The sequence below is a fragment of the Pantoea sp. RIT-PI-b genome (assembly GCF_001187905.1).
Lineage (GTDB): Bacteria > Pseudomonadota > Gammaproteobacteria > Enterobacterales > Enterobacteriaceae > Pantoea > Pantoea nemavictus.
The window spans coordinates 155353-182337 of record NZ_LGIS01000014.1; the positions used below are offsets into that span (position 1 = coordinate 155353).

Below are 26985 nucleotides of genomic sequence, written 5' to 3' on the forward strand. Positions count from 1 at the left end.
AAAATAAGCTTTCGCTATTGAACTCAGACAGGAGGGTAGAGCCACAGTGCCTCCTAAGGCTGGTGCTGAGTTGATGTGTTGCCGTGACGGCACGTGCTAGATCGCCACCTTTGCACTGGTATGGTGCGTGTCACTCATTAGATTTGGCGATGATGGGAGTGAGTAAAGTGCCGGTGCGCGGTGTCATCCGGCACTAAAAGTAACACTCTATTAACATCGCGTCAGGCGGTGGCGCGTGACCTGCCGCGCATTTCCACATCACCCTCGCCACCTTTATGACGAAAGTGTGCGGTCGGTTCAGTCATCGCTTTGTGTTATATCACCACAACAAAGCACTATTAACCGCCGCTTCGGGCAAAAACCTATTCTCTGGTAAACGTGGTGTTTGCAGCTTGCTGCGAGCCGTTCATGCTGACACAGAGCCAGGATTAACCCATGCCCGAGATAGCCGATCGATTAAATAATGTCACCGTTTCAGCCTCCGTTGCCATGACCCAAAAGGCGCGCGATCTCGCGGCGCAGGGGATTGATGTGGTGGCGCTCTCCACTGGCGAGCCCGATTTCCCCACGCCGCCGCATGCGATTGAAGCCGCCTACGCTGCCGCGCGCGGCGGTGATACGCGTTATCCGCCCACCGACGGCACGCCTGCGCTGCGCAAGGCGATCCAGCTGAAATTCAAACGCGACAATCAGCTGGATTATGACGTCAGCCAGATCCTCACCGCGGGTGGCGCCAAGCAGATCATCTTTAACGCCATTATGGCGACCATCAATCCGGGCGACGAAGTGGTGATCCCCACGCCGTCGTGGATCAGCTATGCCGATATCGTCAAATTCGCCGGTGGGATTCCGGTGGCGCTGCCGTGTGCGCAGGAGAACGGCTTTAAACCGCTGCCTGCCGATCTCGATGCCGCCATCACCGACAAGACCAAATGGCTGCTGCTCAACTATCCGAGCAACCCAACCGGTTCGGTGGCGACCAAAGCGGAGTTGCAAGCGCTGGGCGAGGTGCTGCTGCGCCATCCGCAGGTGTGGATCATGACCGACGATATCTATGAGCACCTGATTTATGACGAGGTACGCTTCTACACGCTGGCGCAGGTTGAGCCGCGCCTGTTTGATCGCGTACTGACGGTGAACGGCGTGTCGAAAGCCTATTCGATGACCGGCTGGCGCCTGGGCTTCTGCGGCGGCCCGGCGCCGTTGATTAACGCGATGAGCAACGTTAATACCCAGAACAGCGGCGGCGTCTGTACCTTAACGCAGGCGGCCGCGGTGGCGGTGCTGGAAGGTCCACAGGAGCTGTTGCAGGAGCGGGCGCGCATCTACCGCGAACGCCGCGATTACGTGCTGGAGCGCCTGACCTCAATTGATGGCCTGCGCTGCCACAAACCCCAGGGCGCATTTTATCTGTTTGTGAATATCGCCGGCTATATTGGCAAAACCAGCGCGGGTGGTCGGTTGATCGCCAATGATGCTGATTTTGTACTGGCGTTGATTGAGGAGCAGTACGTGGTGACGGTGCAGGGAGCGGCGTACGGGATGAGTCCGTTTATTCGGTTGTCGTATGCGACGAGCATGGAGCGGTTAGAGACTGGATGCGATCGCATTGCGGCGTTTTGCGACGGCTGTCGCTGAGATCTCGTTCGCACGGAGCGACTTTCGTTTGCACGGAGCGAATTTCGTTCGTATGGAGCGAATTTCGTTCGCCATCGGCTGAGGCAGTTTCAGCTATGTCGTGCGGCGACCGAGCAGAGGACGCCTGGCCGCGCCCTCTGCACTCCCCGGCCTTGCGCCAGCCCATCCCGCCGCTACGCGGTGCCTTCGCTCCTTCACGATTCCTGACGGACCGGCGGCGATTCGCTCCTGCTCAGCGCCGCCTCTCGCCGCATCCCTGCGGCTCGCCCTGGAATCCCTCACTCGCTCAGCGGGTTGGGATGTCGCCTCAACACCCGCGCTGTGACAGCAATGCGTTCTCTTGCTTCATATCCGCGGTCTGTTTTGTAGGGGCGCCATTTATGGCGACCAGGGTTATTGCGCTAACACTTGCGCGGCCGGGGCGACCTGATGGCCGCTGGCTTCGATTTCGCTGCGTACAATATTGGCGAGCGCCAGTGAACCGGGCGTGTCGCTGTGAACCAGAATCGAACGCGCGCGCACCCTGATCTCCTCGCCTTCAATCGTCGTGACCGTGCCGTGCTGCAAAAACTGACGCACGCGGGCGCGCAGTGCGTTCTCTTCTTTGATCACCGAACCGGCGATGCCGCGCGGCACCAGGCGACCTTGCGCGTCATAGGCGCGGTCGGCCAGAAACAGCGTGAGCGTTTTCAGGCCTGCAGCCTGCGCGGCGGCTTCGATGAGCGTATCGGGCTGGGCGAAGATGATCAGATCGCTATTGATGCGCGCCACTAATTCCATCACCTGTTTTGCCAGCGCGGCATCGCGATTGACGATGTTGCCCATCGCGGCGTGGAAGCTGAAGTGCGACACCTGCGTACCTTCTGCAACGGCAATCGCCATCAGCGCACCGAGTTGATACGCCACCTGCTGGCAAATCTCTTCGGCGCTAAACGGCAGCTCGCGACGGCCAAAACCCTGGCGATCGGGCAAGCCGGGATGCGCACCAATGCCCACGCCATGCTCTTTCGCCAGCCGCACCATGTTGGTCATGATCGCCGGATCGCCCGCGTGGAAACCGCAGGCGATATTGGCCGACGACACCACTTTCATTAGGGCGGCGTCATCGCACAGCTGATAAACGCCGAAGCCTTCGCCCATATCGGAATTCACATCAATCTTCATGGCTGGGTTCCTGTTACGGATTAAACGGTAAGGGCTTTACGCAGTGGCTGGCAGCTGAGGCGCAGCCGATTCAGCCAGCGCGCAACTTCCTGTTCGATGGCGATGGCTTCGCGCGCATCGCTCTGGATCAGCTGGATCGACTGACCCGGCAGCACCTGCCCAAGTCGCCACAGATCCTGCTCGATCACCCCGGCGATCTTCGGATATCCGCCGGCGGTGTTGGCATCGCTGAGCTGGATAATCGGTTCGCCACCCGGCGGCACCTGCACAATGCCGGGGATCAAACCGTAGGATCGCATCTCAACGCTTTCGGATGGGAAAATGGGAACGCCCGCCAGTCGATAGCCGGTGCGATTGCTTTGATTGGAGACTTGCCACGACTGCTGCCAGAAACGTGCGGCATCGGCGGCAAACAGCGGATATTCGCCCGACGGTATGGCGCGCAGCTGTATTTCACCGGCGCTGTTACGCGGAAACCAGCTCTGCAAGGCGCTGTCCGGCGGTTCAATACCGATGCCGCTTACCGGCAGCGGCGGCACGCGGCTTTCGCCCAGCGCCAGCCGATCGCCACGCTGGAGCGGGCGTCCATCAACACCACCGAAACCACCGCGCAGCGCGGTACTGCGCGAGCCGAGCACCAGCGGCACATCAATCCCGCCGGCGACACACACGTAGCCACGCGCGCCGCTGCGCGGGTAACGCAGCTCCAGCACTTGCCCGGCGCGTACGCCGCAGCCCCACCATGGCGGCAGCGGCGTGCCATCCAGCGTGGCGCGACAATCGGCGCCGGTCACCGCGATGCTGCTGTCCTGCAAAAAACGCATGCGAAACGGGAACAGCTGCACTTCAAGTGCCGCCGCGTTTTCATCGTTGCCCAGCAGCAAATTACCAGCACGCAGCGCCAGCGCATCCATCGCGCCGCTCACCGATACGCCCATGTGGCGGAAGTTGAAACGTCCTAAATCCTGTACCGTATTCAGCGCACCGCTCTGTTCGATCTCAATCACAGCTCAATCCTCTGCGGCAGAAAACGGATGCGATCGCCCGGCGCCATCAGCGCAGGGGATTCCGCCAGCGGGTCAAACACCGCCAGTTCGGCAAAGCCAATAGCATTCCAGCCGTTTGGACCGGTCAGCGCCGAGACGCCCGCCTGCGCGCCGCCGATGGTGACGGTGCCTTTCAGCATGCTGAGCGACGGCACTTTCTTACGCGGCGTCGCTAGCTGCGGATCTAAACCATGCAGATAGCCGAAGCCCGGCGCGCTGCCTAAGGCAAACACCGTGTATTCGCTTTGATGATGCAGACGCACCACCTCACGCGGGCTCAGACCGGTATGACGACACACGGCTTCGAGATCGGTGGCGTGTTCGCCGCCGTAATGCACGGGAATTTCAATCAGTTTGCCCTGCGGGCTGATCGCCTGCGCCTGATCCCAGGCGGCGTGCAACTGCATGCGCACGGCGGTTTCATCGGCTGGAATATGGCGGAACAGCACCAGCAGGTTGGTGACACCGGGAATCAGCGCTTCAATCGCTTCGTCGGCATGCAGCAGGCGCGCCAGCGACCAGATGCGGCGCTGTGCCGGGAGATCGAAACCGCCCGGCGCTTCCACCAGCCACGCACGTGCACCAATGGTGGAGAGTTTGATATCAGAGGAGCAAGCCAGCGCGGGGGCGCTGGCGGGCAGGAGAGCAGAGTGCGACGTCACGGGCATGGTTATTCCAGCGGTTCAAATTTCAGACTGGAGAGCGGCTGCACGCGCTCTTCGCGCACCATTTTGTATTCGGTATTTGGTCCAATCCAGGTGTCCCAGATTTTGTCGATAGTGCCATCATCATCCATCGCCTTCAGGCTGCTGTTGACGCTGGCCAGCAGTGCCGGCTCGTCACGCTTCATGCCGACACCAATCGGCTCCAGCGCCATGGGCTCTTTAATCATCGCCAGATTGATGCCGTCTTTTTTCGCCTGCGAGATGGTTTTGATGCCGGTCATGGTGTTGGTGACGAAGCCCACTGACTTGTTCTGCTGCAGCGCGAGAAACGCGGAGGCTGAATCCTGGAAAGTCACCGCTTTGCCGCCTTTGATGTGGATCGACTGCTCAGAAGTGGTGCCTTTAGTGGCGCTGATGCGTTTCCCCTGGAAGTAGCTCAGCGGCTTATCGGCCAGCGGTGCTTTCACCAGCAGCATCTCTTTGGCGACGTAATAGGGATCGCTGAACTGAATCTGGTTGCCGCGAGTTTTGGTGTAGGCAAGGTTGGCGATCAGCACGTCGGCGCGCCCGGTGGCGATCACCGCAATGCGCGCTTCAACCGAAGTCGGCACCAGCGTCAGCTTGACGTTCATCTGCTTCGCCAGCGCGTTACACAGATCGATATCCATCCCCGCCAGCTGGCGTGTTTTTGGGTCCGGAGAGGAGAAGGGCGGGACGTCCGAATAGACCGCACACTTCAGCTCGCCGCTGGATTTGATGTTCGCCATCATGTCTGCATGCGCAGCCGAAATAGCCAGTAGCGGCAGCAGTGCCAGCCCGATGGTGGTAGGTCTTTTCATGGTCATGTGAACGTCCTCAATGATGAATACCACGGCGTCACCGGGTCGGAGCGCCAGCGTTCTCGCTTTTCTGGACTATATCGGCTTTGTTTTCAGACTAAAAAGAGGGAAACCCTGTTGTGCAATAGCGAAAAAATATGACCAGCGGGGCATAAGTTCTTTCTATTCGGGCAGAGCGAAAAAGTGTTATCCAGCGCACACTTTTCTCGCCAGGCTGCACGCATGTCCTCTCGGCAGTCCCGCCGATTGCAAGTGGTAGAGAGAATAGAAACCGCATGAATGCCCGATTAGGCGTGTTACTGAAGATTTTGGCCGCGCTATGCGCCACGTTGATGCTGGCGTGCGTGAAGGGGCTGAACGGTGCGATTCCCACCGGCGAAGTGATTTTTTTCCGCAGTTTTATCGCCCTGTTTCCGCTGTTGATATGGCTAAAAGTGCAGGGCAACGTGCTGGAAAACCTTAAAACGCGCAACCTGTTTGGCCACTTCATTCGTGGTTTTTCCGGCACCGGCGGCATGTATTTTAACTATCTGGCGCTGGTGTACATCTCGCTGGCCGATGCGACGGCGCTAAGCTACGCGGCACCGCTATTTACCGTCATTTTGGCGGCGATGCTGCTTAAAGAGCGGGTGCGGATGTCGCGCTGGGTAGCGGTGGTGGTGGGGTTATCCGGCATTTTGATTATGCTTTCCTCCAGTCTGAGCGCCAGCGGCGCGCTATTTTCCAGCCAGGCCAACAACGCGACGACCAGCCTCGGCGTGGCGTTTGCGTTGATTGCGGCGCTCTGTTCGGCGACCTCGAACGTGCAAATCCGCTTTCTTAACGGCATCGAGAAGCCGGGCGCGATTGTGTTCTATTTCTCGCTGATGACCACCCTTATCGGCCTGGCAACGGCGCTGTTTGGCTGGATAAAACCCAACGCGTTGCAGCTGTTACTGCTGGTGGGCTGCGGCTTGTTTGGCGGCCTGGCGCAGATTTTAGTGACGCTAAGCCTGCGTTACGCCGATGCCTCGCTGCTGGCGCCGTTCGATTACACCACGCTGGTGTGGTCGATGCTGATTGGGTATCTGTTTCTGCATAGCTTGCCGGGCAGCACCACCTTACTGGGGGCATCAGTTGTGGCGCTGGCCGGCATTTTCGCGGTGTGGCGTGAGAATCGACAGCGTAAAATGGCGATGGTGAGCAGTACGCCTTAGCAATGTGCGCAGGAATGCGCACCCTACAACGGTGAAACATGGGCATTGCGTTAACGAAACACATCATCAATGATTTCAACCTGCTTGCTGCGCAGCGTCTCATCCAGCCAGCTGCGCTCCAGCGAGCCGGTTTTTGCCAGCTCGAAGTTGCGTTCATCAACAATCAAATAGGCCTGTGCCGCTTCGAGAATATGCGCCGCATCCTGGCGTGGAATGACAATCACGCCATCCGCATCGCCCAACACGATATCGCCCGGTGAGACGTGGATTTTGCCGCAGGCAATCGGCACATTGATTTCACCCGGACCATCCTTAAATGGGCCGCCCGGCGTGTGACCGGCGGCGTACAGGGGGAAGTCCATGCGCGACAAACCGTCGATATCACGTACCGGCCCATCCAGCACAATGCCTTCCATACCGCGCTGTTTGGCGTAAGTCGCCATCACTTCGCCCATCAAAGACTGACTGCGATCGCCTTCGTTCGACAGGATGATCACATCGTTACGGCCCGCCATGTCTAACGCTTTATGTAGCATCAGGTTGTCGCCAGAGCGGGCTTTGACCGTAACGGCCAGGCCGCACATTATCGGCTGGCGCGGCGCGGTTTTCAGGCTGATCTCCGACGACAACGCGGGCAAGCGGCTCATGCAATCGGCTACCACCGCAGCCGGCAAACAGCGGAAGGCTTCCAGCAGCGGTTCGGCATCGGCCGGACGACGTAAATAGATTCGGTTTCCTGCGCTCATCGTTATTTTCCTGTAAGGGATGTTTTGATAATCGGATAGTGATGTTTAATCGTTAATTAAATGGGTGGAAATAATTGTTTTATTTTATGACTGTTTAATGCGTCAGCTTATTAAGCATGCACTCAAGTAAACTCTTTAATAATCATCTGTGTTTAAAGCTTACGCGATTGCATCGGTGTTACGTATCGGATGTTACGGCTAACGGAAACAGGATCACGAAATAATATTGTGCCGTTATTTAACTCGCTGATAATTAATTTTATTGGATTTTATTATGGGGAGATAAATTTAAAGTATTAGCTGGCGGGAATGATATTGGCATCGATTAGTGCAGGATCATGAAAATGTATTGAGGGGAGGAAAAAATGCGTTGGGATTTACAAACGCAGAAAAGCAAAAACCCAGCCATAAGCTGGGTTTTCTAAATGTTGGTGCCCGGACGCGGAATCGAACCACGGACACGGGGATTTTCAATCCCCTGCTCTACCGACTGAGCTATCCGGGCAACGGGGCGCATTAAACCTTAATGGCTCTCAGTCGTCAACGGCTTTCGTCAAAAAAGCGTAGCAATCGTGATTGATTGCTTGCTTTTCAGACAAGATGGATAAAAAGGCTACGCCAGTGCGCCGTTCTGACGACACAGCGCAATGCCGAGCACATCTTCCGCTAAGCGGCGCGCCGTTTCCACATCCTGTACATTGCGTTTCACCAGCAGCTTGCTCAGACAACCTTCCAGAATCAGCTCCATCTGATCGGCCACCATGGTGGGATTATCCAGCGCTAAATCGACCAGAATTTCGTGAGTAAACTGCCATGAGCTGCGTTTTTGCTGTTCAGCTAACTGATGCACAGGGTGATCGGGCTGGGGATAGAAGCTGCACGCGGCGATAAACAGGCAGCCGGGAAAGCGGCTTTTGCTAACGTATTCACTTAATACCTGGTAGCGTGCCAGCAGCTTTTGTTCGGCGCTGAGATGTTCATTAAGCTGCACCTGGCGGCGCCAGCTATCGATTTGCTGGCCATGATAGCGCAGCGCATCGTACAGCAGGGCATCACGATCGGGCCAGAAGCGCGTTAACTGCTCTGCTTCCAGACCGCTTTCACCCGCCAGCTGCGTTAAAGACGTGGTGGCGGCCAGGCCGCTCTGTTCGAGCACATTCAGCGCATGCTCGAGTATTTGTTCACGTTGCAAGTGACTCTCCTCTGGAATGCGGGCCCGCTCGCGGACAAACGGGCAGTGTCCTGCAGACAGTGTCGTTTAACGCGACACATTGTGCAAATGCGCGCGGAAATCGGCGGCGTTGAGGAAGCCGGTGACACGCGAATCGGGAATCTCTTTGCCTTGCGCATCGAAGAACAGAATGGTCGGCAAGCCTAAAACCTGTAGATGCTGCAACAGCGCGTTATCCTGCGCGTTGTTGGCGGTAACGTTGGCTTGTAGCAGCTGCACCTGGCTCAACGCGCTGCGCACGCCATCGTCACTGAAGGTATATTTTTCGAACTCCTTGCAGGCGACGCACCAGTCGGCATACAAATCGACCATGGTGATACGGCCTTGCGCCTGCTGCAGCGCGCTCTCAAGCTGAGCGCTGCTGGCAATGGTCTGGAACGGCAAATGCGCCACGGTTTGCACACTGCTGCTGCCAAATGCCCAATCCTGTAAGGGGCGAGCACTCACCAGCGCGGCGGCCAGCATGATGATTTGCAGCACGCGCCATTTGCCGGTCGCCCGCAGGCTGAGGCTGAATGCCCAGGCAAAAAACGCCACGCCGAGCAGACTCCACAGACGCAAGCCCCAAACGTCGCCAATCACCCGCTCCAGCAGGAACACCGGCAGCGCCAGAATCACAAAGCCAAAGCCCTCTTTGACCGTTTGCATCCACGGCCCGCTTTTCGGCAGCAGCTTATTACCAAACATCGTCACGGCAATCAGCGGCAGGCCCATCCCGAAGGCATACAGCCACAACGTGCCGGCACCGGCCCATAGATTTCCGCTCTGTGCGATATACAGCAGAATGGCGCTGAGCGGTGCGGTGGTGCAGGGGGAACAAATCAGCCCAGCCAGCGCGCCCATCATAAAGACGCCCGGCAGCGATCCGCCTTGCTGACGATTGCTCCACAAGGTGAGGCGGGTTTGCAGGCCAGAGGGCAACTGCAGCGAGAACAAGCCAAACATCGACAGCGCTAGCACGATGAACAGCGCCGATAGGCCAATCAGCACGTAAGGATGCTGCAGCGCCGCCTGAAAGCGTAATCCTGCTGCCGCGACGACCATGCCGAGCACGGTGTAAGTCAGCGCCATCCCCTGTACGTAGACCATTGCCAGCGCGAACAGACGGCCCATCGAATAGCGGCGCGGGCCACCCAAAATGATGCTGGAGATCAGCGGATACATCGGCAGTACGCACGGCGTGAAGGCCACGCCGATACCAATCAGCAGTGCCCACAGCGGAGAAAACGGCAGCGGCGTACTTTGATGGGTTGGCTGCGCGCGGGCAGCGGGCGCATCCTGATTGGCGGCCACCGCGCTGAGCGGCACACTGCGGGTTTCGGGCGGATAGCAGAATCCGGCGGCGGCGCAGCCCTGATACGTCACGGTGACGGTCGCGCCGGCATCGGCCTGGCGCAGGGTGACCGGCAGCTGCAGATCCTGCGGATAGATTTCACTTTTCCCGTAAAACTCATCTTCATGCGGCTGGCCCGGCGGCAAGCTCAGCGGAGCAATCTGCGCTTTTTGCGGCGTGACGTGAATTTGCTGGCGATAGAGATAGTAGCCATCTTTCACTTTCCAGCTCAGCGTCAGCTGATTTCCCTGCTGGCTGAAATCGAAGCCAAATGCCTGATCAACCGGTACAAAGCGGCTGTTGTTATTGGGAGAGAAAAGTGAGGCTTGTGCCGAAAGGCAAAAGGTCAGTGCCAGGCAAAAGCCGGCAAGGCGTAAAAGTCGAGCAGCCATAACGAATGAATTAGCTCCGGTGGCGAATAGGCCGCGATGATAGCACGGCCGCCTCGCCACGAGGTTTTCAGGATGTAACGACGCTACAAAATCAGGCTACCAAACAGGAAACCAAACGCCACCGAGAAGGCAATCGCCAACACGCCGGGGATAATAAAGGAGTGGTTAAACACAAACTTACCGATACGGGTTGAGCCGGTATCATCCATTTCCACCGCAGCCAGCAGCGTTGGATAGGTTGGCAGCACGAACAGCGCGGAAACGGCGGCAAAAGATGCCACCGCCGCCAGCGGCGATACACCGAGCAGCAGCGCGGCGGGCATTAGCGCTTTGGTGGTAGCGGCCTGCGAATAGAGCAGCGTGGCGGCGAAGAACAGCACCAGCGCTAGCATCCATGGATAACCTTGCAGCATGTCACCGGCCAGGTTTTGAATATCGGCCAGGTGCGCTTTGACGAAGGTATCACCCAGCCAGGCTACGCCCATCACGCAGATACAGGCGCTCATGCCTGATTTGAAGGTACTGGCGCTGAGAATCTCACCAGTATCAACTTTGCAGGTCAGGCAAATCAGCGTGGCAACGGTTAGCATAAACACCACGATGGCTTCGTTGCGCGGCAGCACCGGATTGCTGATGAGGCCCACGCTGTCGCTGATGGCGGTGGCGTAGAGCACCACGGCGGCGATACCGATCAGGAACAGCAGCACCGCGCGTTTCGCGCCCGGTTTGATGTCATACACCTGCTCGCCGCGCAATTTCACTTCGCCTTTAGCTAAACGCGCCAGGTAAACCTCATCATCCTTTAACTCCTTGCCGAGGAAACTGGTGATGATGGCAGCACAGAAGATCGCCGCCATGGTGGAGGGCAGCGCCACGCCGAGCAGCGCCAGATAACTCACCCCGTGCGGCTCGAGAATCGAGGCGAAGAACACCACCGCTGCCGAGAGCGGCGAAGCGGTGATGGCGATCTGCGAGGCGACAACTGCTATCGACAGCGGGCGCGAAGGGCGCACGCCTTGCTCTTTCGCCACTTCGGCAATCACCGGCAAGGTAGAGAATGCGGTGTGACCGGTACCGGCCAGCAGCGTCATGACGTAAGTGACCAGCGGTGCGAGGAAGGTGACGTAGCGGGGATGGCGGCGCAGCAGGCGCTCTGCTAATCCCACCAGATAATCAAGACCGCCGGCGATCTGCATCGCGGCAATCGCGGCAATCACCGCCATGATAATTTCGATCACATCGAAAGGAATGGCACCGGGCTTTAAACCGCAAAACAGCGTCAGCGCCAGCACACCTAAGCCGCCCGCGAAACCAATGCCGATGCCGCCAAGACGTGCACCGAGCCAGATCGCCAGCAGGACAATAACCAACTCCACTACTACCATTCGTTCCACTCCCTGAGCCGTGGAAAAATCCCGACTCTTAAAGTTGTAGCCGCCAAAATGAAAAAAGCACGCCGCATTGTATCGGGGCGTGCTTTTGGCAACTTGATCCGGAGCGGATTACTGTTCGTTTTCGTCGGTATAGCGTTTGGCTTTGTAGGTTGGATGCATCAGGTTTTGGATGGAGAAGATATCGTCCAGCTCGGCTTCCGTCAGTAAACCGCGCTCCAGCACCACTTCACGCACGCTCTTGCCGGTTTCAGCACAAATCTTACCGACGATATCGCCGTTGTGATGACCAATATACGGGTTGAGGTAAGTGACGATACCAATCGAGTTAAACACGTAGGCTTCACACACCGCTTTGTTGGCGGTAATGCCGTTGACGCATTTTTCCAGCAGATTAAAGCAGGCGTTTGTCAGAATGCTGATTGACTCAAACAGCGCCTGGCCAATCACCGGCTCCATCACGTTAAGCTGTAGCTGGCCCGCTTCAGACGCCATGGTGACGGTGATGTCGTTGCCGATCACTTTGAAGCACACCTGATTCACCACTTCCGGCACCACCGGGTTCACTTTGGCTGGCATGATAGATGAACCGGCCTGCAGTTCTGGCAGGTTGATTTCATTCAGGCCAGCGCGTGGACCGGAGGAGAGCAGGCGCAAATCGTTACAGATTTTCGACAGTTTCACCGCCAGACGTTTCAGCGCGGAGTGCACCATCACGTAGGCACCGCAGTCGGAGGTGGCTTCAATCAGATCTTCTGCTGGCACCACCGGCAGATTACTCACTTCTGCCAGACGCTGTACCGCCAGCTGTTGATAGCCCTCTGGTGTGTTAAGACGCGTACCGATGGCCGTGGCGCCGAGGTTCACTTCCAGCAGCAGTTCGGCGGTGCGCAGAATACTGCGGGTCTCTTCATTCAGCAGCACGTTAAACGCGTGGAACTCTTGGCCAAGCGTCATTGGCACCGCATCCTGCAACTGGGTACGGCCCATTTTCAGGATATTTTCGAACTCGACGGCTTTGCGCTGGAAGCCTTCGCTGAGCTGGCTGATGCCGTCGAGCAGTTTCAGGATTGAGGCATAAACTGCGATGCGGAAACCGGTTGGATAAGCATCGTTGGTCGACTGACACTTATTCACGTGATCGTTGGGATTGAGGTACTGGTATTCCCCTTTCTGGTGGCCCATCAGCTCCAGGCCGATGTTCGCCAGCACTTCATTGGTGTTCATGTTGACCGAGGTGCCCGCGCCGCCCTGATAGACGTCAACCGGGAACTGATCCATGCATTTGCCGTTATTGAGCACCTCATCACAGGCCTGAATAATGGTGTTTGCGATGTTGCGGGGAATGGTTTGCAGCTCTTTGTTGGCGAGCGCGGCTGCTTTCTTCACCATCACCATACCGCGGACAAACTCAGGTATGTCACTGATTTTGTTATTACTAATATAGAAGTTTTCAATCGCACGCAGAGTATGAACACCGTAATAAGCATCTGCAGGAACTTCGCGCATGCCTAAAAGGTCTTCTTCGATACGAATGTTGTTCGCCATGATTACCTTCTTATTATTGCTGCCTTGTTACTACCGGGCGTCCGAAGGGACGGGCGGCAATTAACGTGCAGGTGAAGCGATTATATTGTCGTGGAATGTCAGCGCCGACATATTATCCATCTTCACGCTGACGGGCACGATCATATTCTGATGTTACAGAATTGTTTGTGCACAGATCACTTTACGGGCATTTGCAGGCCCAGCGGTAATAACGATATGTGATGTACTTCGCAATTTTAAGTCAGTGGGAAAAAAATGGCAGGATCGGTTGAAATTGGCGCCGCAAATGCCCATCTCTATCAATACGGTCATGCAGACCCTCCCTTTCTGCTGTCTGGCAATTTGCGAGGCAGCTCCAACTCACAGGAGAATTCGGTGCGCTGGTTACCGTTAGTGATTTTTTTTGTATTGGCCTGGATTGAAATCTCAATCTTCATTCAGGTTGCGCATGCGCTGGGCGTGCTGCTCACCATGCTGCTGGTGATCTTCACCTCATGTATTGGTGTGTCGCTGGTGAAAAATCAGGGCATGAAGAACTTCCGACTGATGCAGGAGAAGCTGGCGCGCAATGAGAGCCCGGCGGCAGAGATGACCAAGAGCGTTTCGCTGATCATCTCCGGTTTCCTGCTGCTGTTGCCGGGTTTCTTTACCGACTTCCTCGGCCTGCTGCTGCTATTGCCGCCGGTGCAGAAGCATTTGACGCTAAAGCTGATGCCGCATCTGCGCGTGTGGCGCGGACCGGGCGCGGGCCCCGACGCGGGCTTCACCATGGACGGTGAGTATGAGCGCAAGGATCAGGACAAGATTGGCCACGATAAAGACCAATAAACATGACAAGGCGGCGCAAGCCGCCTTTTTGCTGCATTTTTCGCCATCTGTTGCAGAAACGAAAATATTTATATTTTTTACCCTTGAAAGCCCACTTATTGCCCCTATCTCTTCCAGCACGAGGCCGGAAGCCATGCAGTCCGGTTCTAACCCAAAAAATGAATGATTGGACTTCTCAAAGGAGAGCTATCAAATGAAAATTCGTCCATTGCACGATCGCGTCATCGTCAAGCGTAAAGAAGTTGAAGCTAAATCAGCGGGCGGCATCGTGCTGACCGGTTCAGCTGCCGGTAAATCTACCCGCGGTGAAGTCCTGGCTGTTGGCAAAGGCCGCATCCTGGAAAGCGGTGAAGTTAAGCCACTGGACGTAAAAGTGGGTGATCTGGTGATTTTCAGCGAAGGCTACGGTGCTAAGACCGAGAAAATCGACAACGAAGAAGTTCTGATCATCTCCGAAAGCGACATCCTTGCAGTTGTTGAAGCGTAATTTACGCGCAATTCACTGAACGAAACGAATTTAAGGGATATTTGAAATGGCAGCTAAAGACGTAAAATTCGGTAATGACGCACGCGTGAAAATGCTGCGTGGCGTAAACGTACTGGCAGATGCAGTAAAAGTTACCCTGGGCCCGAAAGGCCGTAACGTGGTTCTGGATAAATCTTTTGGTGCACCGACCATCACTAAAGATGGTGTTTCTGTTGCGCGTGAAATCGAGCTGGAAGATAAGTTCGAAAACATGGGCGCACAGATGGTGAAAGAAGTGGCCTCTAAAGCGAACGACGCAGCAGGCGACGGCACCACCACCGCAACCGTACTGGCTCAGGCGATCATCACTGAAGGCCTGAAAGCCGTTGCAGCGGGCATGAACCCGATGGATCTGAAGCGCGGTATCGATAAAGCCGTTATCGCCGCTGTTGAAGAGTTGAAAACCCTGTCTGTGCCTTGCCAGGATTCACGCGCAATTGCCCAGGTGGGTACCATCTCTGCTAACTCTGACGAAACCGTCGGCACCCTGATTGCTGATGCAATGGACAAAGTGGGCAAAGAAGGCGTTATCACCGTTGAAGAAGGCACCGGCTTGCAAGACGAGCTGGACGTGGTTGAAGGTATGCAGTTCGACCGTGGCTACCTGTCGCCGTACTTCATCAACAAGCCAGAAACTGGCGCAGTTGAGCTGGAAACCCCGTTCATCCTGCTGGCTGACAAGAAAATCTCTAACATCCGCGAAATGCTGCCGGTGCTGGAAGCCGTTGCTAAAGCCGGTAAGCCGCTGCTGATCGTTGCAGAAGACGTGGAAGGTGAAGCACTGGCAACGCTGGTGGTTAACACCATGCGCGGTATCGTGAAAGTGGCTGCGGTTAAAGCGCCGGGCTTCGGCGACCGTCGTAAAGCGATGCTGCAGGATATTGCTATCCTGACCGGCGGTACCGTTATCTCTGAAGAGATCGGTATGGAGCTGGAGAAAGCGACGCTGGAAGATCTGGGTCAGGCAAAACGCGTTGTGATCAACAAAGACACCACCACCATCATCGATGGCGTGGGCGATCAAGGCGCTATCTCTGGCCGTGTAACGCAGATTCGTCAGCAGATCGAAGAAGCGACCTCTGATTACGACAAAGAGAAACTGCAGGAGCGCGTAGCGAAACTGGCAGGCGGCGTTGCCGTACTGAAAGTGGGCGCAGCAACTGAAGTTGAAATGAAAGAGAAGAAAGCACGCGTTGAAGATGCCCTGCACGCGACCCGTGCTGCGGTTGAAGAAGGTGTGGTTGCAGGTGGTGGTGTGGCGCTGGTTCGCGTTGCAGCGAAAATCGCCGCATCTGGCCTGAAAGGCGATAACGAAGACCAGAACGTGGGTATCAAAGTTGCGCTGCGCGCAATGGAAGCGCCACTGCGTCAGATCGTGTCTAACGCTGGCGAAGAGCCATCTGTCGTTGCCAACAACGTGAAAGCGGGCGACGGTAACTACGGTTACAACGCGCAGACCGAAGAGTACGGCAACATGATCGACTTCGGTATCCTGGATCCAACCAAAGTGACGCGTTCTGCACTGCAATACGCTTCATCTGTGGCTGGCCTGATGATCACCACCGAAGCAATGGTCACTGACCTGCCAAAAAGCGACGCACCTGATTTAGGCGGCGCTGGCGGTATGGGTGGCATGGGCGGAATGGGCGGCATGATGTAATTGCCCCTGACTGCTTAAGTCATCTGGAAAACCCTCGATCGGAAACGGTCGGGGGTTTTTCTTTTGCGGGGGAACAAGGTATAAGTAAGGGCGCAATACTTCGGCTTTACGGGTTTAGGGCAATGAATGTTCAGAAAAAAAGTGCGCTTTTCTGCTACGCTGCCGCCCGACACTGATGATAATAAATGGGGATTACAATGCGGATTAACCTCTTGCTCGGACTGGCAGTGGGAACTTTACTGCTGGCGGGCTGTAGCAGCTCCAATCAACTGAGTGCTGGCGGCGAACGTGTGACCTTCGTCGACCAACAACCAGCCAGTCAATGTCAGCTGCTGGGAACGCTTACCGGCTCACAGAGCAACTGGCTAACCGGTTCAGGCGGTGAAGGCAGTTCACTGCGTGGCGCGGCTAACGACCTGCGCAACCGCGCGGCAGAGATGGGCGGCAACGTGATTTATGGCGCCACCAGCCCGACGCAGAATCTGCTGTCTGCTTTTGCCCCGCTGGACAGCAAAATGTCTGGCCAGGTGTATAAGTGCCCGTAAGCTGTCGTCGTAAAAAAAAGCCGCTGATGCGGCTTTTTTTATTCCTGGCGCAACTGTAAATCCAGCGGCGTCTTGCTTGGCTCTCCACCAATCTCACGTGCCAGTTTAGGCACCATGTAGCCTGAAACCATTGCCAGCAGCTGACGCATCAGTCCGCGCGCTTCTTCATCCGCAACATAGAAGTGCGCCGCGCCTTGCACCTTATCCAGCACGTGCAGGTAATAGGGCAGAATGCCGGCATCAAACAGCGCATTGCTCAGGTTGGCCAGCGCCTGCGCATCGTCATTCACACCACGCAGCAGCACGCTCTGGTTGAGTAATGTTACGCCCGCACGCTTTAGCATCTGCATGCCGTAACGCAGTTCATCATCAATCTCTTGCGCATGATTAATGTGGCTCACCATCAACACCTGCAGACGTGTGTCTGCCAGAATCTGACACAAACCTTCGGTGATACGCGCCGGAATCACCACCGGTAAGCGGCTGTGAATGCGCAGGCGTTTGAGGTGGGGGATTTTTTCCAGCGCGGCAACCAGCCAGGCCAGCTCATGATCTTTTGCCATCAGCGGGTCGCCGCCGGAGAAAATTATCTCATCCAGTTCAGGATGGGTGGCGATGTAATCAATCGCGGCTTGCCAGTTACGCTTGTTGCCCTGGTTATCCTGGTAGGGGAAATGCCGGCGGAAACAGTAGCGGCAATTGACGGCGCAACCGCCTTTTACCAGCAGCAGCGCACGATTTCTATACTTATGCAGTAAACCAGGTACCACGCTGCTTTGTTCATCGAGCGGATCGGTGCTATAACCTGGCGCATCAATAAATTCCTGACGGCTGGTGATGACTTGCAGCAGCAGCGGGTCCATCGCATCGCCTTTTTTCATGCGTGCGATGAAGGCGCGCGGTACGCGCAGGGCGAAAAGCTTGCGTGCATCAGCGCCTGCAGCCAGATCTGTATGTTGATCCAGAGCTAAAAGTTGCAGTAATTCAGCAGGTTCGGTCACAACATCAGCGAGTTGCTGCAACCAATCTTCTCTGACGGGGGGATTTAGGGTTACAATGTGTGCCATTTTTTTGGCTATTTACCAGTTCAATATTTACAGAGGGCCTTTATGGCGACTTATCTTAGCAACGATTTCCGTCCCGGTCTTAAAATCATGTTCGAAGGCGAACCTTATGCCATCGAAGCCAGTGAGTTTGTTAAGCCGGGTAAAGGCCAGGCATTTGCACGCGTAAAAATGCGTCGTCTGCTGACCGGTTCTCGCGTTGAGAAAACCTTCAAATCTACTGACTCTGCCGAAGGCGCAGACGTTCGTGATATGACGCTGCAATACTCTTACAACGACGGCGACTTCTACTACTTCATGCACCCGGAATCTTTCGAGCAGTATCAGATCGAATCTAAAGTGCTGGATGATGTGACCAAGTGGCTGCAGGACAACGCTGATTGTATCGTTACCCTGTGGAACGATAAAGCGATCGCCGTTCAGCCGCCGAACTTCATTGAAGCTGAAGTGGTCGAAACCGATCCAGGCCTGAAAGGTGACACCGCGGGTACTGGCGGTAAGCCAGCAACGCTGTCTACTGGCGCTGTCATCAAAGTGCCACTGTTTGTGCAGATTGGCGAAGTAGTAAAAGTAGATACCCGTTCTGGCGAATACGTTTCACGCGTAAAATAATCGTCAAATCAGGCGCATCGGTGATGCGCCTTTTTTCTCTCTCAGAGTTCAGAAAAATGAAAAAGATGGCAAAGTTTGCTGTTTTTGCGTTGCTGGTCTCCTCCGCTTTGAGCGCCTGCAACACTTTTCATGGCTTTGGTGAAGATGTCTCGCATTTAGGCGGCGCCATCTCACACGCAGCTGAGAAATAATTCGCTGCCACTTCTCTTTTTTACTCCGCCCATCCGCAGTTTTACAGATCGAGACTATGCTTTAAGAGCTGTACTTTTACTGCAACCAAAAAGGATATGGCTATGTTAAAGAAAAGTATTGTTGCGATTTTTTCCGTGCTGGTGCTCTCTTCCGTTCTGACCGCTTGCAACACCACGCGTGGTGTTGGCGAAGATGTTTCGGCGGGCGGCAAGGCAATTCAGCGCAGCGCACAGTAAGATATTCCGGTGCGAAAGCTGCTTTCGCACCGGTTCTCATCTCTATTTCTGCTCAACCCAAATCAGCTCATCAACCGGGAATCCGGCACTTCTGGCCTGTTCAACCAAACGCTGTTTAATGCTTTCGTCCAATTGAGGCGTGCGCGACAGAATCCATAGGTAACTGCGATTGGGTCCACAGACCAGCGCATAGCGATAGTCTGGATCTAGCGCAATCACGTTGTAACCGCCGTAGAACGGACCAAAGAATGACACTTTAAGCGAGGCGCGCTGTTTATCGCCGGTGAAATAGGCTTTACCGACGCTCTCCTGCCAGCGTTGCTTAGGTTGATTGAAGCCGCGGTTTACCACTTTTAAGCCGCCATCTTCGCGCGGGCTATAATTGGCCGTGACCTGCTGTAAACCGCGTTCAAAGCGGTGATCAAGGCGGGCGATTTCATACCATTGACCGAGATAACGTTGGCTATCAAAGCCCTCTACCACCGTGACGCCCTTGGGCGGTGTGGTCGAGCAGGCCACAGAGAGAAAAGCGCTGAGGCTGGCGAGCAGGGTTTTCCATGGGGACATTGTGGGATTCCTTTACGATTTTAATGAGTTAAGTATAGCCGCCCGTGACCAAAATGTTGGCTGTGCCAGCCGCCTTTGCTGCGTCGTTGTTTGCCATCGTCAATGCGGGTAGACTTCCACCCCTTATCTGTATGAGGAGTCATCAACATGAGCGAAACGGCAAGCTGGCAGCCGAGCGCATCTATTGCCAATTTGTTGAAACGCGCCGCTATTATGGCGGAAATACGGCGTTTCTTTGCCGATCGCGGCGTGCTGGAGGTCGATACCCCGGCGATGAGTCAGGCGACCATTACGGACATTCATCTGGTACCCTTCCAGACGCGTTTCGTTGGGCCGGGCGCTGCTGAAGGGCGCGATCTCTGGCTGATGACCAGTCCGGAATACCACATGAAGCGCCTACTGGCAGCAGGTAGCGGACCGATTTATCAAATGGGCCGTAGCTTCCGTAATGAAGAAGCGGGGCGTCACCATAACCCAGAGTTCACTATGCTGGAGTGGTATCGTCCGCATTACGATATGTACCGCCTGATGAACGAGGTGGACGATCTCATGCAGCAGGTGCTGGAGTGTGACAGCGCCGAATCCCTGTCGTATCAACAGGCGTTTATTCGTCATCTGGAGATCGATCCGCTGTCTGCTGATAAAGCGCAGCTGCGCGAAGTGGCGGAGAAGCTGGGCGAGGGCGAGTTAGCGAACCGTGAAGAAGACCGCGATACGCTGCTGCAGCTACTGTTTATGCTGGGCGTTGAGCCAAAAATCGGGATTGATAAGCCGTGCTTCGTCTATCACTTCCCGGCCACGCAGGCGGCGCTGGCTGAGATCAGTACTGAAGATCACCGCGTCGCTGAGCGCTTTGAGGTTTACTACAAAGGTATTGAGCTGGCGAACGGTTTCCGTGAGTTAACTGATAGCCGTGAACAGCGTCAGCGCTTTGAGCAGGACAATCGTCGTCGTGCCGCGCGGGGCCTGCCGCAACATCCTATCGATACCAACTTGCTGGATGCACTGGCGCACGGTATGCCGGCTTGTTCCGGCGTGGCGTTGGGGGTCGATCGTTTGATTATGCTGGCGCTGAAAGCCAGTTCATTAAGCGAAGTGATCGCCTTCCCGGTCGATCGCAGTTAAACCCTATGGGCGCGTAAGCGCCCTTATGGTGTCGTGGTGGTGGGCGCGGTTACTTCCGGGAACTCCTGAATGGTTACCGGCAACGTCATTTTCTTTTCATTGCGCAATATCTGCACGTCAATCACCGAACCTGGGCGAATTTCTGCCACCTGATCCATGGTTTCCTGCGCTGAGAGCGCGGTTTTGCCATTCACCTCAAGCAGCACGTCATTAGCCTGAATCCCGGCGCTATCGGCGGGGCCACCTGGCGTAACATCGCTGACAATGATGCCCTGAACGCGATCGAGGTTATTCCCCTGGCCGTGCAGCGGCGGCAGTTCGCGACCGGTGATGCCAATGTATCCGCGAATCACCCGACCATCACGAATCAGCTTATCCATGATTTTGCTCGCCAACGCGGTAGGAATGGCGAAACCAATCCCTTCTGGCGTCTCGCCATCGCTGCTTTTATCAAACGTCAGCGTGTTAATGCCCATCAATTCGCCGAGCGAGTTAATCAACGCGCCGCCTGAATTGCCTTGATTGATGGAAGCATCGGTTTGCAGGAAGTTTTGTCGGCCAGATGAGCTCAGGCCAACGCGTCCGGTGGCACTGATAATGCCTTGCGTCACGGTTTGGCCGAGATTGTACGGATTGCCGATGGCCATCACCACGTCGCCGATGTGTGCGATACGTTTGGCGTTAATTGGGATCACCGGCAGGTTTGACGCGCTGATTTTCAGCACCGCTAAATCGGTCATGGCATCAGAGCCCACTAACGTGGCTTCGAAGAAACGGCCATCCTGCAGCGCGACGATGATCTGATCGGCGTTGTTAATGACGTGTTTGTTGGTCAGGATATAACCTTTGGCGTTCATGATCACGCCAGAACCGAGCGTGGTGATACCGCGATTGTTGTTGCCGTGGGCGCTGCGGTTATAGACATTGACGACCGCGGGCACGGCACGTCGCACACCCTGATTGAAACTGACGGGTGCTTCATCATCGCTATTGTCATGCTCAAAGGTGATATTGCTGCCCATACGCAGCGCAGGGATCGCGACGAGCAGTAAGCCAGCCACGATCAGGCCCATCACCACAGAACGCAAAAGTTTAAGAAACATGGTGTTATTTCAAGCCAGGTGAGATCGCAGGGCAGAATAGCATGAGAAAGGCGGACAAACACCTGCTTGTCCGCCTGATGCGAGGATTATCGCAGAAGCAGGTAAATACTTTCGTCGCCGCGCACCACGTTCAGTGCCAGCACCGGTGGTTTGCCTTCAAGCACTTTGCGCATTTCGGCAATCGATGCCACGCGATTGCGGTTCACACCGATGATCACATCGTCTTTCTGCAAACCAACTTGCTCCGCTGGCGTGCCTTTTTCGATGGCATCGACTTTCACGCCTTTATCACCGGTTTTAGTCGCGCCGTCGCTCAGCGTTGCGCCTTGCAGTGCTGGAGACATCAGCTGCGCGCTGGCGGTAGTCTGCGCGCTTTGTTCCAGCGTGACGGTGACATTTACCGGTTTGCCTTCACGCAGCAGGCCGATCTTCACGTCCTGGCCCGGCGGCGTTGTACCCACTTTGACACGCAGCTCGGCAAAGCTGGTAATCGGCTTATCATTGATGGAGGTAATAATATCGCCGGCTTTAATGCCCGCTTTCTCGGCGGCAGATTTCGGCAGCACTTCCGAAACAAAGGCACCGCGTTGTGCATCAACGTTAAACGCTTTGGCGATATCGGCGGTCATTTCCGTGCCTTTAATGCCCAGCTGGCCGCGCTTCACTTCGCCGAACTGGATAAGTTGCTGCGCGAGATTCATCGCCATATTGGCTGGGATCGCGAAGCCAATACCGATGTTGCCGCCGCTGGAAGCCAGAATCGCGGTATTAATACCAATCAGCTCGCCATTCAGGTTAACCAATGCACCGCCGGAGTTGCCGCGGTTAATTGCGGCATCGGTCTGGATAAAGTTCTCCAGCCCTTCCAGATTCAGGCCGCTACGACCCAGCGCAGAGATGATGCCGGAGGTGGCCGTCTGACCAAGGCCAAAGGGATTACCGATAGCCACCGCAAAATCACCCACTTTCAGCGAGTCCGAATCGGCGATTTTCACCTGGGTGAGGTTTTTTGCGCCCTCAATTTGAATCAAAGCGATATCGGTCTGCTCATCGTGACCAATCAGCTTGGCATCGTATTCGTTGCCGTCGCTCAACTGCACATTGATTTTGTCTGCGCCGTTCACCACGTGATTGTTGGTAAGGACGTAACCTTTCGCGGCATCGATAATCACACCGGAACCCAGCCCTTCAAACGGCTGCGGTTGGGATTGTCCCGGCGCCTGACCAAAGAAGCGTTTCAGCGGCTCGGGGATATCTTGCGCCTGCTGGCCGGAATCGGTGCCCTCAACATGCACACTGACTACCGCAGGCAGAACTTTCTCCAGCATTGGTGCCAGGCTTGGCAATGCTTGTCCCTGAATCTGGGCGGGTAGTGTGGCCAGCGCGCTCGGTGCCGCGGCCAGACTCATGCCAATGCTCAAGGCTAATGCGCTCAACAGTCGTGCTTGTTTTTTCATTGCTACAACGCTCTCGCTGCGAAAAGAAAAGGGGATAAAAAAGTGTGACAGTCTTTTGGGGCAAGGGTTCGACAAACAAAAAGGGCACAGCCAAGCTGTGCCCCAAAAGGATTAATTACGCGGTGTGCGATCGCTACCTCGTAACAGGCCGGATGCGCCTTCAGAGTAATCGCGCGGCATTTGTACCGGCGCCTGATCGTTATCCGCTTCGGCTTCCGTTAACTGGTAGGCAAACGGATTTTTCTCGCCTGGCAGATTTGGCAGCAGGTCGTTTGACCCTTTCGCCATGTGCTGATACAGCTGGCGATAATCATGCGCCATGTTGTCCAGCAGCTCGGCACTGCGTGCAAAGTGGTTGGTGAGCTCCTCGCGGTAATCCGCCAGCTCAGCCTTCGATTTTTCCAGCTCATACTGCATGCTACGCTGCTCACGCAGCTTCTTGTTGCCAAAACGCATCACTACCGCGCCGACAATAATGCCAATCACTAAACCAATCAGCCCGTATTCCCAGGTCATAATGACTCCCGTGTAATTTCCGTTGTTTCGTAGGGCATTGCTTCTGCTGCAACATCAACTTCAATAGCAGCCACTATACCCAATAATCTATTGGAAGTGGAACTATCGGGCTGCATAGCATAGTGTAGAGCGGCCTAATTTTCGTCAACCGACCCGTGAATCGGACTTTTTCAGGGATTCTGAGAGAACCATGCAAACCTCATCTCCGCTTGCACGCTATGAGCAGGCGCTGTCGCAGGGCGAATTCCGCCCGGATGACGTACAACGAGAAGCGATTACCCGCTTAGATGCCATCCAGCAAGGATTGATTGCCCGTCAGCAACACGTTGAACCGGAAGCAAAAGGTCTGTTTGGCCGCTTATCTAAGATGATCAATAAAGAGAAAAGCACCCGCGATGCGCCGGTGCGCGGCCTCTATATGTGGGGTGGCGTTGGGCGCGGTAAAACCTGGGTGATGGACCTGTTTTTTCAGTCAATTCCTGGCGATCGTAAGCTGCGTCTGCATTTCCACCGCTTTATGCTGCGTGTCCATCAGGAGCTGACGCAACTGCAGGGCCACAGCGATCCGCTGCTGATTGTCGCCGATCGCTTTAAAGCGGAAACCGACATTCTCTGTTTTGATGAATTTTTTGTCTCGGACATCACCGATGCCATGCTGCTCGGCACGCTAATGGAAGCGCTGTTTGCGCGCGGTATTTCGCTGGTCGCGACCTCAAATATTCCGCCGGATGAACTCTACCGCAACGGCTTGCAGCGTGCGCGTTTCCTGCCTGCCATCGAACAAATCAAGCGTCATTGCGAAGTGATGAACGTTGACGCCGGTATCGACTACCGCTTACGTACCTTAACGTCGGCACATTTGTGGAATTTCCCGCTGAGCGATGCCACGCATAGCGAAATGGAGCGCATGTTCCGCGCGCTGTCAGGCAAAGCACGTGAAGATGCGCCGGTGCTGGAAATTAACCATCGGCAGATGCCGACGCTCGGCGTGCATGAAGGCGTGCTGGCGATTGATTTCCTGACGCTATGCGGCGAAGGGCGCAGCCAGCATGACTATATTGAGCTATCACGCCGTTTTCATAGCGTCTTGCTGTATGATGTGCCGGTGATGATTTATAAGACCGAAGATCAGGCGCGTCGCTTCCTTGCGCTGGTCGATGAATTCTACGAACGCCACGTGAAACTGGTGGTGGCGGCAGAAACGTCACTGTTTGAAATTTATCAGGGCACACGCTTGAAGTTTGAGTATCAACGCTGCTTGTCGCGTTTGCAGGAGATGCAAAGCGAAGAGTATTTGCGTCTGCCGCATCTGCCCTGATGACGTGGCAGAAATCGCAGGATTTAGATGCAAAAAGGTTCGATCTTTGAGTTCGACTTCTCTATAATCTTGCGACCCCACGTTACAGCATCGGTTTTCTTTCCCAAGAACTCGATGTGATCCGGTAACTCACTTGAAGGGGTGGCTTGCTGGGCAAAATGGTCGTGTGAGCCTCAATCGTTTACTTAGCGTTTGGGATTTCACCAACGTGTAACTTTTTATTTGGGTAAGCTTTTCAATGAAAACTTTTACAGCTAAACCAGAAACCGTACAGCGTGACTGGTATGTTGTTGACGCAACGGGCAAAACCTTGGGTCGCCTGGCGACTGAACTGGCGCGCCGTCTGCGTGGTAAGCACAAAGCGGAATACACTCCGCACGTTGATACCGGTGATTACATCATCGTTCTGAACGCAGAAAAAGTTGCTGTAACCGGCAACAAGCGTACTGACAAGATTTACTATCACCACACTGGCCACATCGGTGGTATCAAGCAAGCGACCTTTGCAGAGATGATCGAGCGCCGTCCTGAGCGTGTGATTGAAATCGCGGTTAAAGGCATGCTGCCGAAAGGCCCACTGGGTCGTGCTATGTACCGTAAACTGAAAGTTTACGCAGGCAACGAGCACAACCACGCGGCGCAGCAACCGCAAGTTCTTGACATTTAATCGGGATTATAGGCAATGGCTGAAACTCAAAACTACGGCACTGGTCGCCGCAAAAGCTCTGCCGCTCGCGTCTTCATCAAGCCGGGTAGCGGTAACATCGTAATTAACCAGCGCTCTTTGGAGCAGTATTTCGGTCGCGAGACTGCACGCATGGTCGTGCGTCAGCCGCTGGAACTGGTTGATATGGTTGGTAAATTTGACCTGTACATCACCGTTAAAGGTGGTGGTATTTCTGGTCAGGCTGGTGCGATCCGTCACGGTATCACACGCGCTCTGATGGAGTACGACGAGTCTCTGCGTTCTGAACTGCGTAAAGCGGGCTTCGTTACCCGTGATGCGCGTGAAGTTGAACGTAAGAAAGTCGGCCTGCGTAAAGCACGTCGTCGTCCACAGTTCTCCAAGCGTTAATTGTTTGCTGCTTCGGCAGCGGCAGTTGGCTCAAAAAACCCGCTTCGGCGGGTTTTTTATTATCTGTATTTATGATTTTTTCCCACAAAAAACGCGAGCTTTACCCGCATTTTGCCCGCAAATCATCATGCCCGCCCCACAAGCTGCTTAAAATCTGGTAAACTCACTGTCACTTTGCGCCTGCGAGACGCAGCGTTGTGCTTGTCGTTCCTGTCCGGAAGACCGGGCGATGCTTTTAACGCTGACGGTAGGCGAATCTGATGAGCCGGTGAGTCGCCGCGTGGTTGGCTATTCGCAGTATCTTTTTGTGAACAAACTTGGAGGTTTTCATGGCTGTCGCTGCCAACAAACGTTCGGTAATGACGCTGTTTTCTGGTCCGACTGACATTTTCAGCCATCAGGTACGTATTGTACTGGCTGAGAAGGGCGTCAGCGTGGAGATCGAGCAGGTTGAAACGGATAACCTGCCGCAGGATCTGATTGACCTCAACCCGTATCGCACCGTACCTACGCTGGTCGACCGTGAACTGACGCTGTATGAATCACGCATCATCATGGAATACCTCGATGAGCGTTTCCCGCATCCTCCGCTGATGCCGGTTTACCCGGTGGCACGTGGTGAAAGCCGTCTGATGATGCACCGCATCGAGCAGGATTGGTATAGCCTGATGCGCACCATCGAAACTACCAACGGTGCAGAAGCCGATGCAGCGCGTAAGCAACTGCGTGAAGAGCTGCTGGCCATTGCGCCACTGTTCGCACGCACGCCGTTCTTCATGAGTGAAGAGTTCAGTCTGGTGGATTGCTATCTGGCACCGCTGTTATGGCGTCTGCCGCAGATGGGTGTTGATCTGTCTGGCGCGGGTTCTAAAGAGCTGAAAGGCTACATGACACGTGTGTTTGAGCGTGACTCTTTCCTTGCGTCACTGACGGAAGCAGAACGTGAAATGCGCCTGCAAGCTCGGGGCTAAC

28 protein-coding genes and 1 tRNA gene are annotated in these 26985 nt (G+C 55.3%); 14 read left to right on the forward strand and 15 right to left on the reverse strand.

Going from position 1 to position 26985, the window contains the following annotated elements; translation table 11 throughout:
- The first annotated feature begins 435 nt into the window (after nt 1–435).
- The gene (locus AC790_RS07105) at nt 436–1638 is read left to right on the forward strand and encodes a pyridoxal phosphate-dependent aminotransferase (RefSeq protein WP_049851334.1); all 1203 of its coding nucleotides are present in this window, start codon (nt 436–438) and stop codon (nt 1636–1638) included.
- Between the two features lie 393 nt (nt 1639–2031).
- Here the strand turns inward: AC790_RS07105 and AC790_RS07110 are convergent, their stop codons facing one another.
- Genes AC790_RS07110 through AC790_RS07125 form a run of 4 tightly spaced genes read right to left on the reverse strand, consistent with a single transcriptional unit; the run spans nt 2032 to nt 5358 of the window.
- On the reverse strand, nt 2032–2802 hold the full coding sequence (locus AC790_RS07110) for a 5-oxoprolinase subunit PxpA (protein WP_049851335.1): 771 nt from the start codon (nt 2800–2802) through the stop codon (nt 2032–2034).
- Between the two features lie 20 nt (nt 2803–2822).
- Nucleotides 2823–3809, reverse strand: coding sequence for a biotin-dependent carboxyltransferase family protein (locus AC790_RS07115; protein ID WP_049851336.1), 987 nt, complete (start codon nt 3807–3809; stop codon nt 2823–2825).
- Nucleotides 3806–4516 carry a 5-oxoprolinase subunit PxpB gene (gene pxpB / locus AC790_RS07120; RefSeq protein WP_007886502.1) on the reverse strand — a complete coding sequence of 237 codons (711 nt, stop codon included), beginning with the start codon at nt 4514–4516 and terminating at the stop codon, nt 3806–3808. The genes AC790_RS07115 and pxpB overlap by 4 nt, the downstream gene beginning before the upstream one ends.
- 2 nt (nt 4517–4518) lie before the next feature.
- Entirely contained in the window at nt 4519–5358 is an 840-nt protein-coding gene (locus AC790_RS07125; RefSeq protein ID WP_049851337.1) for a transporter substrate-binding domain-containing protein, read from the reverse strand.
- Between the two features lie 269 nt (nt 5359–5627).
- Between AC790_RS07125 and AC790_RS07130 the strand changes: the two genes are divergently transcribed.
- On the forward strand, nt 5628–6548 hold the full coding sequence (locus tag AC790_RS07130; protein ID WP_049851338.1) for a DMT family transporter: 921 nt from the start codon (nt 5628–5630) through the stop codon (nt 6546–6548).
- Between the two features lie 50 nt (nt 6549–6598).
- Here the strand turns inward: AC790_RS07130 and AC790_RS07135 are convergent, their stop codons facing one another.
- The 6 genes from AC790_RS07135 to aspA form a co-directional block, all read right to left on the reverse strand.
- The gene (locus AC790_RS07135; protein ID WP_049851339.1) at nt 6599–7294 is read right to left on the reverse strand and encodes an RraA family protein; all 696 of its coding nucleotides are present in this window, start codon (nt 7292–7294) and stop codon (nt 6599–6601) included.
- Nucleotides 7295–7723: 429 nt separating this feature from the next.
- A tRNA-Phe gene (locus AC790_RS07140) sits at nt 7724–7799 on the reverse strand.
- A 108-nt stretch (nt 7800–7907) separates the two neighbouring features.
- The gene (locus tag AC790_RS07145) at nt 7908–8486 is read right to left on the reverse strand and encodes a transcriptional regulator (protein WP_007886581.1); all 579 of its coding nucleotides are present in this window, start codon (nt 8484–8486) and stop codon (nt 7908–7910) included.
- Between the two features lie 66 nt (nt 8487–8552).
- The gene (locus AC790_RS07150; protein WP_049851340.1) at nt 8553–10250 is read right to left on the reverse strand and encodes a protein-disulfide reductase DsbD; all 1698 of its coding nucleotides are present in this window, start codon (nt 10248–10250) and stop codon (nt 8553–8555) included.
- A gap of 83 nt (nt 10251–10333) precedes the next feature.
- Nucleotides 10334–11635, reverse strand: coding sequence for an anaerobic C4-dicarboxylate transporter (locus AC790_RS07155; RefSeq protein WP_049851341.1), 1302 nt, complete (start codon nt 11633–11635; stop codon nt 10334–10336).
- Nucleotides 11636–11752: 117 nt separating this feature from the next.
- Nucleotides 11753–13189, reverse strand: a complete 1437-nt coding sequence (gene aspA / locus AC790_RS07160; protein ID WP_049851342.1) for an aspartate ammonia-lyase — start codon at nt 13187–13189, stop codon at nt 11753–11755.
- A gap of 375 nt (nt 13190–13564) precedes the next feature.
- Between aspA and AC790_RS07165 the strand changes: the two genes are divergently transcribed.
- From AC790_RS07165 to AC790_RS07180, 4 genes are all read left to right on the forward strand, one after another.
- Entirely contained in the window at nt 13565–14017 is a 453-nt protein-coding gene (locus AC790_RS07165) for an FxsA family protein (protein WP_036620254.1), read from the forward strand.
- A gap of 193 nt (nt 14018–14210) precedes the next feature.
- Nucleotides 14211–14504: a co-chaperone GroES gene (locus AC790_RS07170; protein ID WP_007886586.1), complete on the forward strand. Its 294-nt coding sequence runs from the start codon at nt 14211–14213 to the stop codon at nt 14502–14504.
- A gap of 46 nt (nt 14505–14550) precedes the next feature.
- The gene (gene groL, locus AC790_RS07175; protein WP_007886587.1) at nt 14551–16203 is read left to right on the forward strand and encodes a chaperonin GroEL; all 1653 of its coding nucleotides are present in this window, start codon (nt 14551–14553) and stop codon (nt 16201–16203) included.
- A gap of 197 nt (nt 16204–16400) precedes the next feature.
- On the forward strand, nt 16401–16748 hold the full coding sequence (locus AC790_RS07180) for a DUF4156 domain-containing protein (protein ID WP_007886588.1): 348 nt from the start codon (nt 16401–16403) through the stop codon (nt 16746–16748).
- Nucleotides 16749–16786: 38 nt separating this feature from the next.
- Here the strand turns inward: AC790_RS07180 and epmB are convergent, their stop codons facing one another.
- Nucleotides 16787–17815, reverse strand: a complete 1029-nt coding sequence (gene epmB, locus AC790_RS07185) for an EF-P beta-lysylation protein EpmB (RefSeq protein ID WP_049851343.1) — start codon at nt 17813–17815, stop codon at nt 16787–16789.
- 42 nt (nt 17816–17857) lie between these two features.
- Between epmB and efp the strand changes: the two genes are divergently transcribed.
- From efp to AC790_RS07200, 3 genes are all read left to right on the forward strand, one after another.
- The gene (efp, locus tag AC790_RS07190) at nt 17858–18424 is read left to right on the forward strand and encodes an elongation factor P (protein WP_007886590.1); all 567 of its coding nucleotides are present in this window, start codon (nt 17858–17860) and stop codon (nt 18422–18424) included.
- A gap of 56 nt (nt 18425–18480) precedes the next feature.
- Nucleotides 18481–18615: an entericidin A/B family lipoprotein gene (locus AC790_RS07195; protein WP_007886591.1), complete on the forward strand. Its 135-nt coding sequence runs from the start codon at nt 18481–18483 to the stop codon at nt 18613–18615.
- Between the two features lie 102 nt (nt 18616–18717).
- On the forward strand, nt 18718–18852 hold the full coding sequence (locus tag AC790_RS07200; RefSeq protein ID WP_007886592.1) for an entericidin A/B family lipoprotein: 135 nt from the start codon (nt 18718–18720) through the stop codon (nt 18850–18852).
- Between the two features lie 42 nt (nt 18853–18894).
- On the opposite strand, the gene AC790_RS07205 is transcribed toward AC790_RS07200, so the two are convergent.
- Nucleotides 18895–19419 (reverse strand): lipocalin family protein, encoded by a 525-nt coding sequence (locus tag AC790_RS07205; protein ID WP_007886593.1) that lies wholly within the window; start codon nt 19417–19419, stop codon nt 18895–18897.
- A 147-nt stretch (nt 19420–19566) separates the two neighbouring features.
- Here AC790_RS07205 and epmA point away from each other — a divergent pair, with 147 nt between their 5' ends.
- Complete coding sequence (gene epmA / locus AC790_RS07210) at nt 19567–20544, forward strand: elongation factor P--(R)-beta-lysine ligase (RefSeq protein ID WP_049851344.1); 978 nt, start codon at nt 19567–19569, stop codon at nt 20542–20544.
- Nucleotides 20545–20567: 23 nt separating this feature from the next.
- Here epmA and degS read toward each other — a convergent pair whose 3' ends face one another.
- From degS to zapG, 3 genes are all read right to left on the reverse strand, one after another.
- On the reverse strand, nt 20568–21647 hold the full coding sequence (gene degS / locus AC790_RS07215) for an outer membrane-stress sensor serine endopeptidase DegS (protein ID WP_049851345.1): 1080 nt from the start codon (nt 21645–21647) through the stop codon (nt 20568–20570).
- A gap of 86 nt (nt 21648–21733) precedes the next feature.
- Nucleotides 21734–23104 (reverse strand): serine endoprotease DegQ, encoded by a 1371-nt coding sequence (degQ, locus tag AC790_RS07220; RefSeq protein WP_007886596.1) that lies wholly within the window; start codon nt 23102–23104, stop codon nt 21734–21736.
- 111 nt (nt 23105–23215) lie between these two features.
- Nucleotides 23216–23620: a Z-ring associated protein ZapG gene (gene zapG / locus AC790_RS07225; RefSeq protein WP_007886597.1), complete on the reverse strand. Its 405-nt coding sequence runs from the start codon at nt 23618–23620 to the stop codon at nt 23216–23218.
- 190 nt (nt 23621–23810) lie between these two features.
- On the opposite strand from zapG, the gene zapE reads away from it, so the two are divergent.
- The 4 genes from zapE to sspA all read left to right on the forward strand — a co-directional run bounded on the left by zapE (nt 23811) and on the right by sspA (nt 26984).
- Nucleotides 23811–24938, forward strand: coding sequence for a cell division protein ZapE (zapE, locus tag AC790_RS07230; RefSeq protein ID WP_049851346.1), 1128 nt, complete (start codon nt 23811–23813; stop codon nt 24936–24938).
- Between the two features lie 238 nt (nt 24939–25176).
- The gene (gene rplM, locus AC790_RS07235) at nt 25177–25605 is read left to right on the forward strand and encodes a 50S ribosomal protein L13 (protein WP_007886599.1); all 429 of its coding nucleotides are present in this window, start codon (nt 25177–25179) and stop codon (nt 25603–25605) included.
- 15 nt (nt 25606–25620) lie between these two features.
- Nucleotides 25621–26013 (forward strand): 30S ribosomal protein S9, encoded by a 393-nt coding sequence (gene rpsI / locus AC790_RS07240; protein WP_007886600.1) that lies wholly within the window; start codon nt 25621–25623, stop codon nt 26011–26013.
- A 329-nt stretch (nt 26014–26342) separates the two neighbouring features.
- Complete coding sequence (sspA, locus tag AC790_RS07245) at nt 26343–26984, forward strand: stringent starvation protein SspA (protein ID WP_007886602.1); 642 nt, start codon at nt 26343–26345, stop codon at nt 26982–26984.
- Nucleotide 26985 lies beyond the last annotated feature (1 nt).

Bases quoted from the DNA above. Each gene is read 5' to 3' on its own strand.
- AC790_RS07105 (WP_049851334.1), top strand. From the start codon at position 436: ATGCCCGAGATAGCCGATCGATTAAATAATGTCACCGTTTCAGCCTCC.
- AC790_RS07110 (WP_049851335.1), bottom strand. From the start codon at position 2,802: ATGAAGATTGATGTGAATTCCGATATGGGCGAAGGCTTCGGCGTTTAT.
- pxpB (WP_007886502.1), bottom strand. From the start codon at position 4,516: ATGCCCGTGACGTCGCACTCTGCTCTCCTGCCCGCCAGCGCCCCCGCG.
- AC790_RS07125 (WP_049851337.1), bottom strand. From the start codon at position 5,358: ATGACCATGAAAAGACCTACCACCATCGGGCTGGCACTGCTGCCGCTA.
- AC790_RS07130 (WP_049851338.1), top strand. From the start codon at position 5,628: ATGAATGCCCGATTAGGCGTGTTACTGAAGATTTTGGCCGCGCTATGC.
- AC790_RS07135 (WP_049851339.1), bottom strand. From the start codon at position 7,294: ATGAGCGCAGGAAACCGAATCTATTTACGTCGTCCGGCCGATGCCGAA.
- AC790_RS07150 (WP_049851340.1), bottom strand. From the start codon at position 10,250: ATGGCTGCTCGACTTTTACGCCTTGCCGGCTTTTGCCTGGCACTGACC.
- AC790_RS07155 (WP_049851341.1), bottom strand. From the start codon at position 11,635: ATGGTAGTAGTGGAGTTGGTTATTGTCCTGCTGGCGATCTGGCTCGGT.
- aspA (WP_049851342.1), bottom strand. From the start codon at position 13,189: ATGGCGAACAACATTCGTATCGAAGAAGACCTTTTAGGCATGCGCGAA.
- AC790_RS07170 (WP_007886586.1), top strand. From the start codon at position 14,211: ATGAAAATTCGTCCATTGCACGATCGCGTCATCGTCAAGCGTAAAGAA.
- groL (WP_007886587.1), top strand. From the start codon at position 14,551: ATGGCAGCTAAAGACGTAAAATTCGGTAATGACGCACGCGTGAAAATG.
- AC790_RS07180 (WP_007886588.1), top strand. From the start codon at position 16,401: ATGCGGATTAACCTCTTGCTCGGACTGGCAGTGGGAACTTTACTGCTG.
- epmB (WP_049851343.1), bottom strand. From the start codon at position 17,815: ATGGCACACATTGTAACCCTAAATCCCCCCGTCAGAGAAGATTGGTTG.
- efp (WP_007886590.1), top strand. From the start codon at position 17,858: ATGGCGACTTATCTTAGCAACGATTTCCGTCCCGGTCTTAAAATCATG.
- AC790_RS07195 (WP_007886591.1), top strand. From the start codon at position 18,481: ATGAAAAAGATGGCAAAGTTTGCTGTTTTTGCGTTGCTGGTCTCCTCC.
- AC790_RS07200 (WP_007886592.1), top strand. From the start codon at position 18,718: ATGTTAAAGAAAAGTATTGTTGCGATTTTTTCCGTGCTGGTGCTCTCT.
- AC790_RS07205 (WP_007886593.1), bottom strand. From the start codon at position 19,419: ATGTCCCCATGGAAAACCCTGCTCGCCAGCCTCAGCGCTTTTCTCTCT.
- epmA (WP_049851344.1), top strand. From the start codon at position 19,567: ATGAGCGAAACGGCAAGCTGGCAGCCGAGCGCATCTATTGCCAATTTG.
- degS (WP_049851345.1), bottom strand. From the start codon at position 21,647: ATGTTTCTTAAACTTTTGCGTTCTGTGGTGATGGGCCTGATCGTGGCT.
- degQ (WP_007886596.1), bottom strand. From the start codon at position 23,104: ATGAAAAAACAAGCACGACTGTTGAGCGCATTAGCCTTGAGCATTGGC.
- zapG (WP_007886597.1), bottom strand. From the start codon at position 23,620: ATGACCTGGGAATACGGGCTGATTGGTTTAGTGATTGGCATTATTGTC.
- zapE (WP_049851346.1), top strand. From the start codon at position 23,811: ATGCAAACCTCATCTCCGCTTGCACGCTATGAGCAGGCGCTGTCGCAG.
- rplM (WP_007886599.1), top strand. From the start codon at position 25,177: ATGAAAACTTTTACAGCTAAACCAGAAACCGTACAGCGTGACTGGTAT.
- rpsI (WP_007886600.1), top strand. From the start codon at position 25,621: ATGGCTGAAACTCAAAACTACGGCACTGGTCGCCGCAAAAGCTCTGCC.
- sspA (WP_007886602.1), top strand. From the start codon at position 26,343: ATGGCTGTCGCTGCCAACAAACGTTCGGTAATGACGCTGTTTTCTGGT.